Genomic DNA, 19,965 nt, shown 5'->3' on the forward strand with positions numbered 1-19,965 from the left:
GGCAATGATCCGGTGACGGAGCGGGGGAGGAGACCTGAAGATGACCACGCCGCACAACCATGCGGAACCGGGCGACTATGCCGAGGCGGTGCTGCTGCCGGGCGATCCGCTGCGCGCCAAATGGATCGCCGAGACCTTCCTGGCCGATGCCCGGCAGGTCAATGCGGTGCGCAATTGCCTGGGCTATACCGGAAGCTGGAAGGGCCGGCCGGTTTCGGTGCAGGCCTCGGGCATGGGCCAGCCCTCGCTGGCGATCTATGTGCACGAACTGATCCATGTCTATGGAGCCAAGACCCTCATCCGCGTCGGCACCTGCGGCGGGCTCAACGCTGCGGTCAAGGTGCGCGACGTGGTGTTGGCCCAGGGCGCCACTACCGATTCGGCCATCGTGCGCGGCCGCTTCGGTCCTTATGATTTCGCGCCCCTGGCCGATTTCGGCCTGCTGCGCCTGGCCGCCGACAAGGCTGAGGCGCGCGGGCTGCGCGTCCATGCCGGCAATATGCTGTCCTCGGACGTTTTCTATCACGAGGACGGTTTCGCCGGCTATGGAAAGCTCCCCGGACATGGCGTGCTCGCTGTCGAGATGGAGGCGGCGGCGCTCTATACGCTGGCGGCGCGTTTCTCGGTCCGGGCGCTGGCCATCTGTACCATGACCGACTGCCTCGTCACCGGTGAGGAAATCGACGCCCAGGCGCGCCAGACCTCCCTCCGCGACATGGTGGAACTGGCGCTGGACGTGGCGGTGGAGGGGTAGGGCGCCTATTCCGCCAGCGCGCCCATCACGCGGACCCAGGACCGGATACCGCGGTGGAAGCTCTCGAGGTCGTATTTCTCGTTGGGGGAATGGATCTGGTCGTCGACCTGGGCGAAGCCGATGAGCAGCGTGTCGAGATCGAGGATCGACTTGAATTCGCCCACCACCGGGATGGAGCCGCCCGAGCCGGTGATCACCGCCTGTCGGCCCCATTCGGCGGTGAGCCCGGACAGTGCCCGGCGCAGATGGATGCCGTCCGCCGGCACGGTGATGGCCGGCGAGCCGCCATGCGGGGTGAATTTTACCGTGCAGTCGGCGGGCAGCAGGCTTTCGACATGGGTGCGGAAGGCGGCGCGAATCTTGTCCGGGTCCTGTCCCGACACCAGGCGGAAGGAAATCTTGGCGCTGGCCCTGGCGGGGATGACGGTCTTGAAGCCGTCCCCGGTATAGCCCCCGCTCATGCCGTTGATCTCGCAGGTGGGGCGGGCCCAGAGCATTTCGAGGACGCTGCGGCCCGCTTCACCGGCGGGCACGGAAAGGCCCACGGCACCCAGAAAAGCCTGTTCGTCGAAGCCCAGCCCCTCCCATTGCGCCTTCAATTCCGGGCCGATCTCGGCCACGTCATCGTAAAAGCCCGGCAGGGTGACCGAGCCGTCCGGCGCGCGCAGGCTGGCGATGATCCCGGCCAGCACCTGGTTGGGATTGTGCGCCGCATTGCCGAACATGCCCGAATGCAGGTCCTTGTCGGCGGCGGCGATCTCCACCTCCTCGGCCACCAGCCCGCGCAGCATGGTGGTGATGGAAGGGGTCTGGCGGTCCCACATGTCGGTGTCGCAGACCAGCGCGATATCGGCCCGCAATTCCTCCGCGTGCTCGCGCATGAAGGGGGGCAGGTTCTTGCCGCCCGATTCCTCCTCGCCCTCCAGCAGCAGCGAGATGCGCAGCGGCAGGGCGCCGGTCGCCGTCTTCCAGGCGCGGCAGGCCTCGATGAAAGTCAGCATCTGGCCCTTGTCGTCCGAGGCGCCGCGCGCCACGATGATCTTGTGCCCGTCCTTTTCGCGGATGACCGGCGCGAACGGATCGGTGTCCCACAAATCCAGCGGGTCGACCGGCTGCACGTCGTAATGGGCGTAGAACAAAACGTGCGGGCCGGCCTGCTCGGGGCCATGGGCGACCACCACCGGATGGCCTGGCGTGGGGCGGGCAGAGGCGGCAAAGCCCAGTTCCGTCAGTTCGGCGGCGAGCCAGTCGGCGGCCTTGCGGCATTCCCCGGCATAGGCCGGGTCGGTGGAGATCGACTTGATGCGCAACAGCTCGAACAGCCGCTCGAGGCTCCGCTCGAGGCCGGAATCGACCTGGGCGAGAACATTGTCGATGGCGGCGGAAGAGGTCATGTGAGCGGTCCTTGTCAGCGAATCCGGTTAGGCCGGCTCACTCTGCGCGGCGCGTCGGGCGCTGTCCAGTCCGCCTCCAGAGCTCGACCGCCGTTATTGTCATACTAATGCGCCTGTGGTTAGGTCGCGGCAAAAGCGTGGAGAACGGCATTCATGGACAGGTCCGCAGGACGCGCGCGGCATTCGGGCGATCTCATTGCCGCGCTGTCCGGCCGCAGTCCGGCCCGCAACCTGCATGCGGACGTGCTCTGGGTGCTGGGGCTGGCCATCGTCTCGGGCGAATATGCGGAAGGCTCGATCCTGCCGCCCGACGGGGAGTTGCTGGAACGGTTCGGGGTATCGCGCACCGTGCTGCGCGAGGCGCTCAAGACGCTCGCGGCCAAGGGCATGATCGAGGCGCGCGCCCGCATCGGCACGCGGGTGCTGCCGCGCAATCGCTGGAACCTGTTCGATGCGGACGTGCTCGCCTGGTTTTTCGAGCTGGGCCCGGAGGTTGCGTTCCTGCGCAGCCTCGCCGAGGTGCGCATCGGCATCGAGATCGAGGCGGCGGCGCTGGCTGCCGAACGCTGCCGGCCTGAGGACGCGGCGGCGCTGCTGGCGCAGGTGGAGCGGATGGCGGCAGCCGAAACTCCGGCCGAATTCGCCCGCCACGATCTCGATTTCCACAAGGCCGTGGCCGCGGCCTCGGGCAATCCCTTCATGGCCTCGATCAGTGCGCTGGTGGAATTGGCCCTGACCGCCGCCTTCACCATCTCCTCCCCGGTGAACGATCCCGCGGCGCTGGCGGTGACCGTCGAAGTGCACCGACGCATCGCCCGGGCGATCAGCGAGCGCAACCCGGCCGAGGCGCGGCAGGCCATGCGCGAAGCCATCGCCCAGGGTTTCGAACGCGCCGCCGGGCGCATGGAGGGGAAGGACTGAGGCAGGCGGCCTCGGCCGGCACGGCTGCGGAATTTCCAACGATGTGGCGGAATGGTGGAGCCAAGCGGGATCGAACCGCTGACCTCTTGCATGCCATGCAAGCGCTCTCCCAGCTGAGCTATGGCCCCATTCACGGGTTCGCCGGGCGATGCCCGGGCGAAGCGAGGCGGAACCTAGTGAATCATTCCGCTCTGTGCAAGTGCTTAAATGACACTTTTTCGTCCGCCCGGGCAGTTATCCCGCCCGGGCGGAAAAATTCAATGGAATCAGCGGTCTTCGTCGTCGTCGACGTCAAAGTCCAGATTGTCGGCCTCGTCCTCGTCGTCTTCGAGGAAGGCGTCCTCCTCGTCCTCGCCCAGGTCCTCGTCGACCTCGACATCCTCGACCTCGGGAATGTCCTCGTCGCCGGCTTCCTCGGCGTCGGCTTCCTCGAGGCTGACGATCTCGGGCCCGGTGGTTTCGGCCTCGTCCTCATCTTCCTGCTCGTCCTCGTCGTCGACCTTGCGGGCCGTCGCCGGGCCGGGCTTGCCCGGAAGCTGTTCGAAGAAGGACCGCGGATAGCTCTTGCCGGTATAGGGCGAGACGATCGGATCCATGTTGAGGTCGTAGAATTTCTTGCCGGTATCGGGGTCGGTCCGCTTGGTGCCGCGTTCGGAGTTGGCCATGTCCCATGCCTCAAACGAAATGAAGGGAATTGCGGGCGCGCCCAAAGCCGCTCACGCCCGTTTCGGTCAGTCCGGTTATGGGCAAAGCCCCGCCCTGTCAAACCCAAAATGTGCCGGCGCGGGCGGGGAGCGTCCGCGCCGCTTCCCCCTTGCCCTTGCGGTCCGGCCCCGCTATCGCCGATCCTGCCGCGGGACCGGAAGGGAAACAACTCATGATCATCGCCGTCGACGGCCCGGCCGCCTCGGGCAAGGGCACGCTCGCATCGGGCCTCGCCCGGCACTACGACCTGCCCCACCTCGATACCGGCCTGCTCTATCGCGCCGTGGGCCTCGCCGTGGAGGGCCGGGAGGGCGCGCCCGACTTCGAGGACGCCGCCATCGCCGCCGCCCGGGCACTGGATGCAGCGCAACTGACCGATCTCGACCGGCTGACCGCCGCCCAAACCGGCGTGCTGGCCAGCAAGGTGGCGGTGATCGCCCAGGTGCGGGCGGCGCTTTACGATTTCCAGCGCGATTTCGCGCTCCGGCCCGGCGGCGCCGTGCTCGACGGACGCGACATCGGCACCAGAATCTGCCCCGACGCCGATGTGAAACTGTTCATCCAGGCCGACAGCAAGGCACGCATGGAACGCCGGGCCCGGCAATTGGAGGCGCGCGGCGTCGAAGTCGACCGCTATGCGCTCTATCACCAGATCGAGGAGCGCGACGCCCGCGACATGCTCAATCCCCATGGAGGCTTCTACAAAGCCGACGACGCACACTTGCTCGACACGACGCTTCTGGGTATAGAGGCCGCACTCCGCGCTGCCATCGAGATCGTCGATAGGACCATGGCGCTCAAGGCAGGAGGGCCGCAGCCCTCCTAATTTCCTCCTTGGGGCCGGGAACGGGACGGTCTTTTCAACGTTGGCCCGGAAGCTGAACTAACGAAATCATCCTGTCGCAGAACCGGTGCTCCGTGCGCCGGCTTCGGCATTTGGCCGAGGCGGACCCGCGTTCGGGCAGGATGCAAAACCCCCAACCACCGGCGCACCGGAGAACAGATTTGGCACAGCAGACTGTGACGAAAGAAGATTTTGAAGCGATGCTCCTCGACTCCTTTGTCGATAACGAGCCCCTGGAGGGTACGGTCGTCAAGGGCCGGGTCGTCGCCATCGAGAAGGACCTGGCCATCGTCGATGTCGGTCTCAAGACCGAAGGCCGCGTGGCGCTGAAGGAGTTCGGCCAGGCCGGCCGCGACGGCACCATCGACGTGGGCTCGGAAGTCGAGGTCTATGTCGACCGCGTCGAGAACGCCATGGGCGAGGCCGTGCTCAGCCGCGAAAAGGCCCGCCGCGAGGAGAGCTGGGTCAAGCTCGAGGAAAAGTACAACGCCAACGAGCGCGTCGAAGGCACCATCTTCAACCAGGTCAAGGGCGGTTTCACCGTCGACCTGGAAGGCGCCGTGGCCTTCCTGCCCCGTTCGCAGGTCGATATCCGCCCGATCCGCGACATCGCCCCGCTGATGAACGTTCCGCAGCCCTTCCAGATCCTCAAGATGGACAAGCGCCGCGGCAATATCGTCGTCTCGCGCCGCGCCATTCTCGAGGAATCGCGCGCCGAGCAGCGTTCGGAAATCGTTCAGCAGCTCGAAGAGGGCCAGGTCGTGGACGGCGTGGTCAAGAACATCACCGATTACGGCGCCTTCGTGGACCTGGGCGGGATCGATGGCCTGCTGCACGTCACCGATATCGCTTGGCGCCGGGTCAACCACCCCTCCGAAGTGCTCACCATCGGCGAGACCATCAAGGTCCAGATCGTGCGCATCAACCACGAATCGCACCGCATCAGCCTCGGCATGAAGCAGCTGCAGGCCGATCCGTGGGAGGGCATCGAGGCCAAGTACCCCGTCGGGGCCAAGTTCTCGGGCCGCGTGACCAACATCACCGATTACGGTGCCTTCGTCGAGCTGGAGCCGGGCATCGAAGGCCTGATCCACGTCTCGGAGATGAGCTGGACCAAGAAGAACGTGCACCCGGGCAAGATCGTCTCGACCTCCCAGGAAGTCGACGTGGTCGTGCTCGAGGTCGATCCGGACAAGCGCCGCATCTCGCTGGGGCTCAAGCAGACCCTGCAGAACCCGTGGGAAGCCTTCGCCGAGAAGTTCCCGGTGGGCGCCACCATCGAGGGCGAGGTCAAGAACAAGACCGAATTCGGCCTGTTCATCGGCCTCGAAGGCGATGTGGACGGCATGGTGCACCTGTCCGACCTGGACTGGCAGAAGTCGGGTGAAATCGCGCTCGACGACTACAATCGCGGCGACATCGTCAAGGCCAAGGTCCTCGACGTCGACGTGGAAAAGGAGCGCATCAGCCTCGGCATTAAGCAACTCGCCGCCGACGAACTGGCCGATGCCGGTTCCGCTGACGGTTCGGGCCTGCGCAAGAACGCCGTGGTCACCACCGAAGTGGTCGACGTCAACGATGGCGGCATCGAGGTGCGCATCGCCGACAGCGATGTGACCGCCTTCATTCGCCGCGCCGACCTCTCCAGGGACCGCAACGACCAGCGCCCCGAGCGCTTCGCCAAGGGCGACAAGGTCGATGCCCGCGTCACCCAGTACGACCGCAAGACCGGCCGCATCCAGCTCTCCATCAAGGCGCTCGAAATCGCCGAGGAGAAGGAAGCCGTGGCCCAGTATGGCTCGTCCGATTCGGGCGCCTCGCTCGGCGATATCCTGGGCGCCGCCCTCAAGGGCCGCGACGAGAAGTAAGCCGCGCGGCGCCGTTCCAAGCCTTCGACCCGCGCCTTCCGGCGCGGGTCGTTCTGTTTCGAGGACAGGACCATGTTCCAGTTTCGCGACCTCGCCTGGCGGGCCATGACCGGCTACGACCTCGACGCGGTCTTTGCCATCGCCGGCGCGGTCCATCCCGGTTTCTTCGAGGCCCGGGCGGTCCTCGCTGAGAAATTCACCCTTTACCGCAATGGCTGCTACCTGCTGGAAGTCGCCGAACGGCCCGCCGGCTACGTGCTGAGCCATCCCTGGCGGCAGGGCGAGGCGCCTCCGCTCGACACGCTTTTGGGCGCCATTCCCGACGATGCCGACAGCTATTACATCCACGATCTGGCCTTGCTGCCGCTGACCCGCGGGGTGGGCGCCGCAGGCCGGATCATGGCCGCGCTGACCAAGCATGCCATGGCCATGGATTTTCCCCGCATGAGTCTCGTGGCCGTCAACGGATCGCGCGGCTTCTGGGAGCGGCAGGGCTTCGGCGTGGAAAACCGTTCCGGCCTCGCCGGCTATGGCCCGGAGGCTCACTATATGGTCAAGGCGCTCTTGCCGTCCTGAGAGGCGGGCCGGCTTGCCAGGCGGGCGCCGAAAGCGTACCGGAAGGCAGCAAGACGAGGAGCCGCAATGACCGACCCCAATCCGGCATCGGACGCCCACCCGATCGTCGCCGCCGAACGCTTCCGGCGCTCCCGCGCGCTCTGGCGCGTCCTTGCCCTCGTCGCCGCCGTCATCGCCGTCCTGGCACTGGCCGGGCGCTTCGCTCTCGAGCGGCCCGCCGGCGACCGGATCGCGCGCCTCACCATCGCCGGCACCATCACCACGGACCGCCAGCGGCTCGCGGCCATCGACGAACTCATGGAGGACGACGCCGTCAAGGCGGTGATCGTCTCCATCAATTCCCCCGGCGGCACCACCGCCGGCGGCGAGGAGCTCTATGAGAGCCTGCGGCGCCTGGCCCAGGCCAAGCCCACCGTCGCCACCATCGACGAGCTGGGCGCCTCGGCCGCCTATATGACCGCGCTGGCCACCGACCGCATCTTCGCCCGGCGCCTGTCCATCGTGGGCTCGATCGGCGTGCTCTATCAGCACGTCAATGCCGGCAAGCTGCTCGACACCATCGGGATCGATCTCGACAAGGTGGCCTCGGGGCCCCTCAAGGCCGAGCCGGACTACGACGAGCCGATGAGCGCTCAGGTGCGCGCCTCGATCGGCGAGCTGGTCGAGGACAGCTTCGCCTGGTTCGTGGACATCGTGGCGGAACGCCGCAGCCTGGCGCGGCCGCAGGCGCTGGCGCTGGCCGACGGCCGGATCGTCACCGGCCGGATCGGCGTCGAGACCGGTCTCGTGGATGCTATCGGGGGCGAATACGAGGCGCTGGACTGGCTGGCCTCCACCCACGGGCTCGATCCGGAGCTCGAGGTGGTATCGGCCTGGCCGCTGCCCCGGAGCGAGTTTTCCTGGCTGGCGGACCTGCTGGGCGGCTCGGCGCGTTCCGCCCTCGGCCTGCCCGCTCAGGGCCCTCTCGTGCTTGACGGCTTGGTCTCGCTTTGGCAGGTTGACCGGACCCCCTGAGCATGGGGGAGCAGCGTGGAAGCCGGAGCCTTTGATGATCAAGTCCGAACTTGTCGAAAAGCTCGCCGCGGAGAACCCGCACCTGTTCCAGCGTGATATCGAGAACATCGTCAATGCGATCCTCGATGAGATCGGGGATGCGATGGCGCGGGGCGACCGCGTCGAATTGCGCGGATTCGGAGCGTTCTCGGTCAAGAACCGCCCCGCCAGGGTGGGACGCAATCCGCGCACCGGCGAACAGGTCGATGTGGGTGAGAAATATGTGCCGCAATTCAAGGCGGGCAAGGAAATCCGCGAGCGGCTCAACCGCTCCTAGCCCTGGGCGAGCCTGCCCGCCGCGCCGCAGGGCGGCATGAAGGCCGGCCCGCGCGGCACGGCAAGCAGAGATGGAAGCCCCTCGGCTTCACTGGAATTCCGCATGGTCAACAAAATCGTCGGCTGGCTGGTCCTGGTGCCCCTGTGCGGGCTGTTCATCGCCTTCGCCCTGGCCAATCGGCAATTGGTCGCCGTCAACCTCAATCCCTTCGCGGCCCCGCTCGACGCTGGCGCCGCCGGCTACGGCATTCCGCTTTTCGTGGTGCTCTACGCCGTGCTGCTGGTGGGCGTGCTGCTGGGCGGCATCGCCTCCTGGTTCGCGCAGGGGCCGCACCGCCGCCGCGAGCGGCACTGGCGGCGCGAGGCCCGGCAATTGAGCGCCGAGCTCGAGACGCTCCGCCGCCGCGGCGGGCCCGGCGCCGCTCCGCCCCCCAATGAAGTCGATGACCTGCTGGAACTGCGATGATGGACGGCGCAGCTCCGCTTCCCGTTTCTCTCCCGTCCCCTTGAGCCGACCACCCCCATGGCCCAGTCCAGAATCGTCAAAATCTGCGGGATCAAGAGCGAGGACCTGCTCGAAGCCGCCATCGTCGCGGGCGCCGACATGGTCGGCTTCATGCATTTCCAGCGCTCGCCCCGCCACGTCTCCATCGAGGATCTGGCCGAGCTGATCTCGGCGGCGCGCGGGCGGGTGGAAAGCTGCGTGGTGCTGGTCAATCCCGACAATAGCTGCGTGGCCGAGGTGAGCGCCCTGGGGCCCGACTGGATCCAGCTCCATGGGCCCGAAACCCCGCATCGGGTGGAGGCCATCCGTGCCGGGGCCGGGGTCGAGATCATGAAGGCCCTGCCCATCGGCGCGGCGGCGGATGTGGCCCTCGTGACCGACTATGTCGGAGCCGCCGACCGCATCCTGCTCGACGCCAAGCCGCCCAAGGGTGCCGACCGGCCCGGCGGGCTGGGGACCAGCTTCGACTGGAGCCTGCTCGAAACCCTTGACCCGTCCATCCCCTTCATGCTTTCGGGTGGCCTGACGCCGGACAATGTCGCCGCGGCCATCGGAACGGTGAAGCCCCTGGGGGTGGATGTCTCTTCCGGGGTGGAGACGGCGCCCGGCGTCAAGGACAAAAGGCTGATCGAGGCGTTCATCCGCAACGCCCGGGCGGCCGGATGAACTGAATTATCGTGAGGCCTCTGGCGAGCTTGTCGAAGATGAAGTCCGAGGAAGAGCGCTGAGCAAGTTAGGACTTCCTTGATGGACCGCACCAATTCCCTGCGCAACGGCCCGGACCAGCATGGCCGTTTCGGCATCCATGGCGGGCGGTTCGTCGCCGAAACGCTGATGCCGCTGATCCTCGACCTCGAGCGGCACTATCGCGAGGCCCGGGCCGACCCGCTTTTCGGGGAGGAACTGGCGCATCTGGGAACCCATTATGTGGGCCGGCCCAGCCCGCTCTATTTCGCCGAACGGCTGAGCGCCCATCTGGGCGGGGCGAAGGTGTGGTTCAAGCGCGAGGAGCTCAACCATACCGGCTCGCACAAGATCAACAATTGCGTGGGCCAGATCCTGCTGGCCAAACGCATGGGCAAGACCCGCATCATCGCCGAGACCGGCGCCGGCCAGCACGGGGTGGCGGCGGCGACCGTCTGCGCCCGCTTCGATCTGCCCTGCACCGTCTTTATGGGCGCCACCGACGTCGAGCGTCAGATGCCCAACGTCCTGCGCATGAAGATGCTGGGGGCCGAAGTGCGGGCCGTCACCGCCGGCGCCGGCACGCTCAAGGACGCCATGAACGAGGCGCTGCGCGACTGGGTGACCAATGTGGACACTACCTATTACCTGATCGGCACTGCCGCGGGCCCGCATCCCTATCCGGAAATGGTGCGCGACTTCCAGTCGGTGATCGGCACCGAGATCAAGCAGCAGTTCGAGGCGCTGGAAGGCGGGCTTCCCGATGCGGTGGTGGCTTGCGTCGGCGGTGGCTCCAACGCCATCGGCGCCTTTCACGCCTTTCTCGACGATCCCGGCGTCGCCCTTTACGGCGCCGAGGCCGGCGGGCATGGCATCGAGACCCAGAACGGCCATGCCGCCTCGCTGACCGGCGGCCGCCCCGGCGTGCTGCACGGCAACCGCACCTATCTGCTGCAGGACGGGGACGGGCAGATTCTCGAGGGCCATTCCATCTCGGCCGGGCTCGATTATCCCGGCGTCGGCCCCGAACACGCCTTCCTGCACGATGCGCGGCGCGTCACCTACGCGCCGGTGACCGATGACGAGGCGCTGGAGGCCTTCCAGCTCTGCACCCGGCTCGAGGGCATCATCCCGGCGCTGGAATCGGCCCATGGGCTGGCGCAGGTGATGAAGATCGCGCCCCGCATGGGCAAGGACCAGTCCGTGGTGCTGTGCCTGTCCGGCCGTGGCGACAAGGACGTGGAAAGCGTCGGCAAATATCTGGGAATGCTGCCATCATGACCTCCCGCATCGACCGGCGCTTCGCCGAACTCAAGCAGGCCGGCCGTCCGGCGCTCGTCACCTTCGTCATGGCCGGCGATCCGGATCTGGCGACTGGCCAGGCCATTCTCGAGGCGCTGCCGCAGGCCGGGGCCGACATCATCGAGCTGGGCATGCCCTTTTCCGATCCCATGGCCGATGGCGTCGCCATCCAGATGGGCGGACGGCGGGCGCTGGCCGCGGGCCAGACCCTGACCGGCGTGCTCGACATGGTCGAAACCTTCCGCCGCAAGGACGAGGCCACCCCCATCGTGCTGATGGGCTATTACAATCCCATCTACAGCTTCGGGGTCGAGCGCTTCCTCGAGACGGCCAGGCAGGCCGGCGTCGACGGGCTCATCGTGGTCGATTTGCCGCCCGAGGAGGACGAGGAACTTTGCCTGCCCGCGCTGCGCGCCGGGATCAACTTCATCCGCCTCACCACCCCCACCACCGACGAGCATCGCCTGCCTTCCGTGCTCGCCAATACCTCGGGCTTCGTCTATTACGTCTCCATGACCGGCATTACCGGCGCCGCCATCAAGTCGCGCGGCGCGGTGGGCGAGGCGGTGGATCGCATCAAGAGCCATACCGAGCTGCCGGTGGCGGTGGGGTTCGGGATCAAGACCGCCGAGGACGCCGCCGAGATCGGCCGCCATGCCGATGGCATCGTGGTGGGCTCGGTGCTGGTGGACGCCATCGCCCGGTCGCTGGCCGAGGGCAGGCCGGCGCCGGAGGTCATCGCGGCGGTGCGCGACATCGTGGCTGATCTCGCCGCCGGGGTGAAGCGGGCGCGGAACTGAACTTTTCCTCACCTTCGCACCCTGATAATTATCGCCATAATTGACGACTAGTGATCGCCGAGATCACGGGAAAGGCCGCGCCATGAACTGGATCGACAATTTCGTCCGCCCCAAAATCCGTTCCTTCCTCTCCAACAAGCGCGAGACGCCGGAGAATCTCTGGGTCAAGGACCCCGAGTCGGGGGAGATGGTGTTTTACCGCGACCTCGAGGCCAATCAGTGGGTGGTGCCCAATTCCGGCTACCACATGAAGATCAAGCCCGCCGACCGGCTGGCCACCTTCCTCGACGAGGGCAAGTACGATCTGGTGCCGGTGCCGCCCGTGCCCATCGATCCGCTGAAATTCCGCGACCAGAAGCGCTATACCGACCGATTGCGCGAGAACCGCGCCAAGACCGGCCATGACGACAGCGTAATCGTCGCCACCGGCCAGCTCTACGAGCGCGCCGTGACCGTGGCCATCCAGGACTTCGACTTCATGGGCGGCTCGCTCGGCATGGCGGCGGGGCAGGGCATCATCACCGGGCTCGAAACCGCCATCCGTCTCAAGACCCCCTTCATCCTCTTCGTCTCCTCGGGCGGCGCCCGCATGCAGGAGGGCGTGCTCTCGCTCATGCAGATGCCGCGCACCACGGTGGCGGTGCTGCGCCTGCGCGAGGCGGGGCTGCCCTTCTTCGTGGTGCTGACCAATCCCACCACCGGCGGCGTCACCGCCTCCTACGCCATGCTGGGCGACGTGCACCTGGCCGAGCCGGGGGCGCTGATCGGCTTTGCCGGCCAACGGGTCATCGAGCAGACCATCCGCGAGAAACTGCCCAAGGGCTTCCAGCGCTCCGAATATCTCTACAGCCACGGCATGGTGGACATGGTGGTGCACCGGCACAATCTGCGCTCCACCATCGGCTCGCTCGCCGCCATCCTCACCAATGCCCCGCCCAACGAGGCCATCACCGCCAGCGGCACCAGGGCCATCGCCGCCCAGGCGAGCCTGCGCGAAGCGGCGGTGGCGGCCGAGGGAGAAGGCGAGGACGACATCGATCCGCCCGCCGCCGCCGCCCACGCCGAATAGCGGCCGGAGGCCGCGCTTGCGGGCCGGCTGGACAGGAGCAGGCGGCGCGGCTCTTATCCTCCCATGGACCGACAAGCCCGATTCCCCGACGTGATGCTGCTGGCCGCAGGGCTGGGTACGCGCCTGCGCCCGCTCACCGACACCATGCCCAAGCCGCTGATCGAGGTGGCCGGCACACCGCTGATCGAGCGGGTCATGGCCGGTGCAAGGCATGAGGGAGCGACGCGCTTTCTCGCCAATGGCCATTACCGCGCCGAACAGTTGCTGGCCCATTTCGGCGGCCTGCTCAAGGTCAACCGCGAGCCCGAATTGCTGGGGACCGGCGGGGGCGTGCGCGCCGTGCTGCCCATGCTGGCCTCCGACCCCTTCTTCGTCATGAACGCCGACGCCTTTTGGCCGGCGGGGGCGGACCGGCCGCTCGAACGCATGCGCGCCCGCCATGACGGGGCCGACCGGATCGTGCTGCTCTGCGTCCCCCCCGCCCGCGCCACCGGCTTTGCCCGCAGCCATGATTTCTGCCTCGACCCGCATGGCAGGGTGACGCGCGACTATGGCGCCCCGGTCATCTATGCCGGCGTGGCGCTGCTGGGCCGCGCGCCCTTCGCCCAGGCGCCCGAGGGCGCCTTCTCGCTCAACCTGCTGTTCGAGGCGGCACTCGAGCGCGAGGACCTGCTCGGCGTCATGCTCGATGCGCCCTGGTTCCATGTCGGCACTCCCGAGGCGCTGATCGCGGCGGAACGGGCGCTGGGCGCATGAAGCTCTATTCCATTGCCCCGCATACCCCTTTCCTGCCCTGCCTCGCCCAGGCGGTGATGGAGGGGCCCCTGCTCGACGGCTGGGACCGCAGCCGGCCCTTCTGGCTGAGCGACGTCACCATCGTCGTGCCGACCCGGCGAGCGCGCGACACGCTGGCCGAGGCCTTTGCCGTTCGGCCCGATTTTTCCGGGCTGCTGCCCGATATCCGTACTTTCGGCGGCGAGGAGGCCGACGAGGAACCCTTCCTGCCGCCCTTCGACGCCCCGGCGCTGCCCCGGGCGGCCAGCGGGCTCAGGCGGCGCCTGGTGCTGTCGCGGCTGGTAGCGGCCTGGGCCCACAGTTCGGATGGGCGGCTGGCCTTTTCCACCCCGCCCACGGCGGCGGAAATCTTCTCCATGGCCGAATCGCTGGGGCGGCTGATCGACGATCTCATCATCGAGGAGCGCAGCCCCGCCGATATCCGCGCGCTGGGCGAGCAGATGACGCAGGAACTGGGCGCCTATTGGCAGCAGACCCTGGCCTTTCTCGATATCGCGCTGACCACCTGGCCGCAAATGCTGGCGCTGGAGGGCCTCGGCGACCCGGCGGCGCTGCGTGGAGCGCGGCTCGACCGCCAGGCCATGGCCGCACCCCATTTGTTCGGAGACCGCCCGGTCATCGCCGCCGGCTCTACCGGTTCCATCCCGGCGACCGCCCGCCTGCTGGGCGCCATTGCCCGGCTGAAGCGCGGCGCCGTGGTGCTGCCGGGGCTGGACATGGACATGAGCGCCGCGACCCATGCCCTGCTGTTCAGCAACGAGGCCAATCCGCACGGCCACCCCCAGTACGGCCTCATGCACCTGCTGCGCCGGCTCGGCGCGGCGCCGGCGGACGTGGTGGAGCTCTGCCCCGAGCCGCATCCGCGCACGCGGCTGGTCAATCTGGCCTTGGCCCCGACCCAGACTACCGCCCTGTGGTCGGAGCAGCGTTTCGAAAAGGCCGATCTCAATCGCGCGCTGGCGGGCGTCGCCATCATTGCGGCTCGCAACGAGGACGAGGAGGCGCGGGCCATCGCGCTGGCCGCGCGGGCGGCGCTGGCCGGGGGCAGGAGCGTCGGCATCGTCACCCCCGACCGCAACCTGGCGCGCCGCATCGCCGCCGAGCTCCGGCGCTTCGCCATCCGCGTCGACGACGCCGCCGGCGCGCCGCTCTTTCACGCCCCCGCCGGGCGGCTGGCGCGGCAATTGCTGGCGCTGGTCTCGGGCCGCTATGCGCCCGTCGACCTCGTCGCCCTGCTGCGCAACCGGGCGGTGCTGCTGGGCCGCGACCGCGTCCGGGTCGCGAGGCTGGCTGACCATATCGATCTGGGATTGCTGCGCGGCCAGCGTCCGGCGCCCGGCCTTGCCGGCCTTCGCGCCCTGCTCGAAGCGCAGCTTGCGGGCGATTTGCCGCGCCAGCGACGGCGCCTCGATGCGGAAGACGGCGCCGCCATCGCGGTCCTCCTCGATGAGTTGGAGGCGGCCCTGGCCCCGCTCGCGGCGGTGCTGGAGGACAATGTCACCAGCGCTTCCGCCCTCGCCTCGGCCCTGTGGTCCGCGATTGAGACCATCAGCGCCGGGGCGCCGCTGCATGGCCGCGATGAACTGGCCGGCTGGGCCGAGGAAATGGCGGGTCTGGCCGGGGAAGGCCATCGCTTCGCGCCGCGCGGGCTCGAGGCGGTGCTGGCGGCGCTGATGGCCGGCTTCGAGGTGCGCAATCGCGAGGAGAGGCGGCGCGACATCGCCATCTGGGGCCAGCTCGACGCGCGGCTGATGAGCCCCGACCTGATGATCCTGGGGGCGCTCAACGAGGACAAATGGCCCGGCCCCGCCGATCCCGGCCCCTGGCTCAGCCGGGGCATGCGGCTGGCCGCCGGGCTGGAACCGCCCGAGCGCATGCAGGGCCTCGCCGCGCACGATTTCGCCGCCGCCATGGGCAATGGCGAGGTGATCCTCGCCTTCGCCGACCGCATCGGCTCGAGCCCGGCCCTGCCGTCGCGGCTGGTGCAACGGCTCGACGCCTTTGTCGGTCGCGACGCGGCGGACGAGTTGCGCGTCCGAGGCGGGGAGTGGCTCGCTGCCGCGAGGCAGGTCGACGCGGTGGAGACGGTGCGCCCGGCGGCGCGCCCTCTGCCCAATCCGCCGCCCGCCAGCCGCCCGCGCCGGCTTTCGGTCACCGAGATCGAGACGCTGATGCGCTCGCCCTACGACCTTTATGCGCGCCACGTGTTGCGGTTGCTTCCGCTCGATGCGCTGGGGGAGGACCCCGATGCGCGCGAGCGCGGCACCATCATCCACGCCATCCTCGCCCGCTTTGTGCGCGAGGGGCATGATCCGGAAGCGTCCGGCGCGCTCGAGACGCTGCTGGCGCTGGCGGAGGCGGAATTCTCCGGGCTGGACGCCATTGGCGAGCGCCGCGATATCTGGCTGCGCCGTTTTGCGACGACGGCGCGCCAATTCCTCGATTTCGAACGCGAACGGGCGCCCTCGGTGCTCAAGCGCCACGCCGAGATCCGGGGGCGGTTCACGCTGCAACTGGCCGGGGGCTTCACCATTTCCGGCCAGGCCGACCGGGTCGACCAGATGCGGGACGGCACGCTGGAAATCCTCGATTTCAAGACCGGCTCGCCGCCCGGCCCGGGCAGCATGAGGGCGTTCGAGGCGCCGCAATTGCCGCTCGAGGCGTTGATGGCGGCCTCGGGCGGCATGGAGAACATCGCGGCGGCGCCCGCCGGCGCGCTCACCTATATCAAGATCGGGCTGGGCCCCGAGGCGTTCCGGCCCAGCGCCTTCGCCACGCCCCAGGGCATGACGGTGATGGAGGCGGCCGCCGAGGTGGGCCGGCTGGCGCAGGGTCATATCGACTTCTTCCTGCTGCGCGAAACCCCGATGCCCTCGCGCCTGCTGCCGCTGAAGGGCCAGAGGTTTCCGGGGCCTTACGACCATCTCTCGCGCATGGCCGAATGGACCGCGGTGGACGGGGAGGAGGAGGCATGAGCGAGCGCGGCGAGCTTCGTATTCCCTTCGACACCCTCTCGAGCCAGGCCCGGGCCAGCGACCCCGACTTTTCCATCTGGGTGGAGGCCAATGCCGGCTCGGGCAAGACCTTCGTGCTGACCCACCGGGTGCTGCGGTTATTGCTGGCCGGGGTGCGGCCCCAGTCCATCCTCTGCCTCACCTATACCAAGGCGGCGGCGGCCGAGATGCGCAAGCGCGTCGGGGCGCGGCTGGCGCAATGGGCGGTGGCGGGGCAAGGGGAGCTCCTGGCGGATATCGAGCGCCTGACCGGAGCGGCGCCATCGGCGGAACTGCTGGACGAAGCGCGGACCCTGTTCGCCCGGGCGCTGGAAACGCCGGGCGGCCTGCGCATCCTGACCATCCACGCCTTTTGCGAGGCGGTGCTGCACCGCTTCCCCATCGAGGCCGGCGTGCCCTTCGACTTCGCCGTGATCGAGGAGGACCGGCAGGTCCAGATGGTGCAGGCGGCGCGCGAAAGCGTGCTGGCTGAAGGACTTGCCGGGGGCGCCCATGCGGAGGCGGTGGAGACCCTGTTCGGGCTGATGAGCGACGAGACCATCGGCCAGGCCATCCAGGCGGCGCTGGCGGAAGGGGCGCGCCTCAAGCCCGTGCTCGCCGATATCGCCGGCGCCAAGGCGCGGCTGCGGCGTTTCGTCGGGCACGAGCATGGCGCTTCCCCCGACGTCATCGAATCCCGGATCAACGCCAGCACATCGTTAACGCCCGATGTCACACGCAGTATCGTTTCGCGGCTCAATGGCAATCCGGAAGGCAATTCCCGCTGCATCGACCTGCTCGCCCGGCTCGATCCCGACAATCCCACCATCGAGGGGTTGCGCGCCGCCTTCTTCACCGCCAAGGGCGAGCCGCGTTCCAGATTGATGGCGAAGAAGGAAATAGAGGCCCATCCCGACCTTCATGAATTGCTGCTGGCCGAGCAGCAGCGGCTGATCGGCATCGAGGCCCAGCTCAATGCGGCGCGGCTGGTGGCGCGCAGCGAGGCGGTGCTGGAAGTGGTGGCGGCCATCGCCGCGCGCTACGAGGCGGAAAAGCGCCGCCATGCCCTGCTCGACTTCGACGACCTCATCGAAAGGCTGGGGGACCTGTTCGCCGACCGGGCGCTGGGCCCCTGGGTGCAGTACAAGCTCGATGCCGGGATCGACCATATATTGGTGGACGAGAGCCAGGACACCAACGAGCCGCAATGGCGGGTGGTGCGGGCGCTGGCCGACGAGTTCTTCGCCGGCGAGGGGGCGGTGACGCGGCCGCGCTCGATCTTCGCGGTGGGCGACCAGAAGCAGTCGATCTATTCCTTCCAGGGCGCAAGGCCGGTGCTGTTCGGCCGCACCGGGCGCGAGATGCGGCGCCGGGCCGCCCAGGCGGAAAAGAACTTTGCCGAGGTGCGCCTGCATGCCAGCTTCCGCACCCTGCGCGGCATCCTCGCCGCCGTGGACCGCGTCTGCGCCCGCGAGGACATCCGCGCCGCGCTGCTGTCGTCCGAAGCCATCGGCCACGAGGCGGCGCGCCTCCAGGCCGGCGGCACGGTGACGCTGTGGCCGCCGGTGCAGGAGACGAGGGCCGAGCGCGCCGGCAGCGGCTGGCCCCGCGAGCCGGTGGACGCCGAGCCGGGTGCCGACCGGCAGGTGGCGCAGCACATCGCCCGGCAGATCCGGGACTGGATCGGGCAGGGCCGCCTGCTGGGCGAGCGCGGACGCCCCGTCGCCGCCGACGACGTGCTTATCCTGGTGCAGAAGCGCGGCCCGCTGTTCCAGGAGATCATCCGGGCGCTGCGGGCCGAAAACCTGCCCACGCCCGGCGCCGACCGGCTGGCGGTGACCGGCCATATCGCCGTGCTCGACCTCCTGGCGCTGATCGACGTGCTGCTCAACCCCGCCGACGACCTGCAACTGGCCAGCGTCCTGCGCTCGCCGCTCTTCGACGTCACCGAGGACGAATTGTTCGGGATCGCCCATGGCCGGGCCGAGGGGGAGAGCCTGTGGACGGCGCTGTTCGCCTCGTCCCTTGCCTCGGCCCGCGAGGCTGCCGAGCGGCTGGGACGCTGGCGCGGCGGGCTCGACATGGACCGCAGCTTCGAATTCCTCGCTTCGGTGCTCTATGCGGATGGCGGGCTGCGGCGCTTCCACCGGCGGCTCGGCCCCGAGGTCGACGAAGTGCTCTCCGAACTGCTCGAGCTGGCGCTGGCCCACGAACAGGGCGAGCAGCCCTCGCTGCAGGGTTTCGTCGCCCAGATGCGCCGGCGCTCGGTGACCATCAAGCGCGAGCTGGCCGAAAGCGGCGGCGGGGTGCGGGTGATGACCGTGCACGGGGCCAAGGGGCTGGAGGCGCCCATCGTCATCCTCGCCGACGCCACCGCCAAACCCGCCCCGCGCCAGACCGGCAAGCCGGTCTATGTGCTGGACGAGGCGCCCGGGCCGCTGCTCGTCCACGCCTCGGCGGCGTCCCAGCATGTGGAAGCGAGCGGCGCGCTCAAGCAGCGTCTCGACGCGACCCTGGCCGAGGAATATTGGCGCCGGCTCTACGTCGCCATGACGCGGGCCGAGGACGAGCTTTACGTGACCGGCCCGCTGCGCGCCGCCGCGACGGCGGAAACCCAGTTGGAGGGGAGCTGGTACGAGGCTATCCGGACCGCGCTCGAACCCGAACTGTCCCCCGTCACGGGCGCGGACGGCGCGCCGGTCGCCTGGACCTATCCCGGCCCGGCGGCGCCGCGCTTTGCCGGGGCGCCAGCGCAGCCGGCAGGACCCGTCCCGGCGGCGGCGGTACCGCCCCCCGTCCCCGAGCCGGCCTCCATACGGCTGGTGCAGCCCTCGGGCGCCGTCGCCTCCACCGCGCCCGCCCGGCCGCTCGAAAGCCTCGCCGAACTTGTGCGCGACGCCGAGGCGGCACGCAAGGAAGGGCTGGCGCTGCATGCGCTGTTGCAGCATCTGGGCCGGGTAGGGCGGCAGGATCGGGAACGCGTGGCCCCCCGGGCGCTCGAAACCCTGCTGCCCGATGCCGGAGACCGGCACCTGCCGCTGGCGCGCAAGGCCATCTCCATCCTGGAGCGGCCCGAACTGGCGCATCTGTTCGGCCCGTTCAGCCGCGCCGAGGTGCCGTTCCTCGTTCCGGCGCGGCAGCGCGGCGAGCGGGTGCGGCTGTCCGGGCGCATCGACCGGGTGGTGGTCGAGGACGCGGGCGTGCTGGTGGTCGACTACAAATCCGATGCGGCGGTGCCCGGGCAGGCGGCCGGGGTCAGCCAGGCCTATCTCGCCCAACTGGGCCTTTACGCGCTGGTGGCGCAAAGACTGTTCCCGGGACGGCCGGTGCGCGCCGCCATATTGTGGACCGGGCCGGAATCGCTGATGCTGCTGCCGCCCGACCTGCTGGAGCGGGCGCGCGCGGATTTCACCTTGGGGTGACAGG

17 protein-coding genes and 1 tRNA gene are annotated in these 19,965 nt (G+C 68.7%); 15 read left to right on the forward strand and 3 right to left on the reverse strand.

Annotated features, from left to right (window positions below):
* Positions 1-40 precede the first annotated feature (40 nt).
* Complete coding sequence (deoD, locus tag ACFOOL_RS09290; protein WP_380096683.1) at positions 41-754, forward strand: purine-nucleoside phosphorylase; 714 nt, start codon at positions 41-43, stop codon at positions 752-754.
* A 5-nt stretch (positions 755-759) separates the two neighbouring features.
* Here deoD and ACFOOL_RS09295 read toward each other — a convergent pair whose 3' ends face one another.
* Positions 760-2,148, reverse strand: coding sequence for a M20/M25/M40 family metallo-hydrolase (locus ACFOOL_RS09295; protein WP_380096684.1), 1,389 nt, complete (start codon positions 2,146-2,148; stop codon positions 760-762).
* 153 nt (positions 2,149-2,301) lie between these two features.
* Between ACFOOL_RS09295 and ACFOOL_RS09300 the strand changes: the two genes are divergently transcribed.
* The gene (locus tag ACFOOL_RS09300) at positions 2,302-3,069 is read left to right on the forward strand and encodes a FadR/GntR family transcriptional regulator (RefSeq protein WP_380096685.1); all 768 of its coding nucleotides are present in this window, start codon (positions 2,302-2,304) and stop codon (positions 3,067-3,069) included.
* A 52-nt stretch (positions 3,070-3,121) separates the two neighbouring features.
* Here the strand turns inward: ACFOOL_RS09300 and ACFOOL_RS09305 are convergent.
* Both ACFOOL_RS09305 and ACFOOL_RS09310 read right to left on the reverse strand, forming a co-directional pair.
* Positions 3,122-3,197, reverse strand: a tRNA-Ala gene (locus ACFOOL_RS09305).
* A gap of 138 nt (positions 3,198-3,335) precedes the next feature.
* Positions 3,336-3,734 (reverse strand): TIGR02300 family protein, encoded by a 399-nt coding sequence (locus ACFOOL_RS09310; RefSeq protein WP_380096686.1) that lies wholly within the window; start codon positions 3,732-3,734, stop codon positions 3,336-3,338.
* A 212-nt stretch (positions 3,735-3,946) separates the two neighbouring features.
* Between ACFOOL_RS09310 and ACFOOL_RS09315 the strand changes: the two genes are divergently transcribed.
* The 13 genes from ACFOOL_RS09315 (at position 3,947) to addA (ending at position 19,961) form a co-directional block, all read left to right on the forward strand.
* On the forward strand, positions 3,947-4,600 hold the full coding sequence (locus ACFOOL_RS09315; protein ID WP_380096687.1) for a (d)CMP kinase: 654 nt from the start codon (positions 3,947-3,949) through the stop codon (positions 4,598-4,600).
* A 140-nt stretch (positions 4,601-4,740) separates the two neighbouring features.
* Positions 4,741-6,486 carry a 30S ribosomal protein S1 gene (gene rpsA / locus ACFOOL_RS09320; protein ID WP_380096688.1) on the forward strand — a complete coding sequence of 582 codons (1,746 nt, stop codon included), beginning with the start codon at positions 4,741-4,743 and terminating at the stop codon, positions 6,484-6,486.
* 72 nt (positions 6,487-6,558) lie between these two features.
* Positions 6,559-7,062, forward strand: coding sequence for a GNAT family N-acetyltransferase (locus ACFOOL_RS09325; protein ID WP_380096689.1), 504 nt, complete (start codon positions 6,559-6,561; stop codon positions 7,060-7,062).
* Positions 7,063-7,128: 66 nt separating this feature from the next.
* Positions 7,129-8,076 carry a signal peptide peptidase SppA gene (gene sppA, locus ACFOOL_RS09330; protein WP_380096690.1) on the forward strand — a complete coding sequence of 316 codons (948 nt, stop codon included), beginning with the start codon at positions 7,129-7,131 and terminating at the stop codon, positions 8,074-8,076.
* Positions 8,077-8,110: 34 nt separating this feature from the next.
* A complete protein-coding gene (locus tag ACFOOL_RS09335) occupies positions 8,111-8,392 on the forward strand; it encodes an integration host factor subunit beta (RefSeq protein ID WP_035099264.1) in 282 nt (93 codons plus the stop codon).
* A 102-nt stretch (positions 8,393-8,494) separates the two neighbouring features.
* Positions 8,495-8,857: a lipopolysaccharide assembly protein LapA domain-containing protein gene (locus tag ACFOOL_RS09340; RefSeq protein WP_380096691.1), complete on the forward strand. Its 363-nt coding sequence runs from the start codon at positions 8,495-8,497 to the stop codon at positions 8,855-8,857.
* 57 nt (positions 8,858-8,914) lie between these two features.
* Positions 8,915-9,562 (forward strand): phosphoribosylanthranilate isomerase, encoded by a 648-nt coding sequence (locus tag ACFOOL_RS09345; RefSeq protein WP_380096692.1) that lies wholly within the window; start codon positions 8,915-8,917, stop codon positions 9,560-9,562.
* An 81-nt stretch (positions 9,563-9,643) separates the two neighbouring features.
* Positions 9,644-10,861, forward strand: coding sequence for a tryptophan synthase subunit beta (trpB, locus tag ACFOOL_RS09350; RefSeq protein WP_380096693.1), 1,218 nt, complete (start codon positions 9,644-9,646; stop codon positions 10,859-10,861).
* The gene (gene trpA, locus ACFOOL_RS09355; protein WP_380096694.1) at positions 10,858-11,682 is read left to right on the forward strand and encodes a tryptophan synthase subunit alpha; all 825 of its coding nucleotides are present in this window, start codon (positions 10,858-10,860) and stop codon (positions 11,680-11,682) included. Before trpB ends, trpA begins: the two co-directional genes overlap by 4 nt.
* 82 nt (positions 11,683-11,764) lie before the next feature.
* A complete protein-coding gene (accD, locus tag ACFOOL_RS09360) occupies positions 11,765-12,751 on the forward strand; it encodes an acetyl-CoA carboxylase, carboxyltransferase subunit beta (RefSeq protein ID WP_380096695.1) in 987 nt (328 codons plus the stop codon).
* A gap of 63 nt (positions 12,752-12,814) precedes the next feature.
* Positions 12,815-13,507 carry a nucleotidyltransferase family protein gene (locus tag ACFOOL_RS09365; protein WP_380096696.1) on the forward strand — a complete coding sequence of 231 codons (693 nt, stop codon included), beginning with the start codon at positions 12,815-12,817 and terminating at the stop codon, positions 13,505-13,507.
* Positions 13,504-16,521, forward strand: a complete 3,018-nt coding sequence (addB, locus tag ACFOOL_RS09370) for a double-strand break repair protein AddB (RefSeq protein WP_380096697.1) — start codon at positions 13,504-13,506, stop codon at positions 16,519-16,521. Before ACFOOL_RS09365 ends, addB begins: the two co-directional genes overlap by 4 nt.
* Complete coding sequence (addA, locus tag ACFOOL_RS09375) at positions 16,518-19,961, forward strand: double-strand break repair helicase AddA (protein WP_380096698.1); 3,444 nt, start codon at positions 16,518-16,520, stop codon at positions 19,959-19,961. The genes addB and addA overlap by 4 nt, the downstream gene beginning before the upstream one ends.
* Positions 19,962-19,965: the final 4 nt, after the last annotated feature.

The sequence above is a fragment of the Devosia honganensis genome, from assembly GCF_042648785.1.
GTDB lineage: Bacteria > Pseudomonadota > Alphaproteobacteria > Rhizobiales > Devosiaceae > Devosia > Devosia honganensis.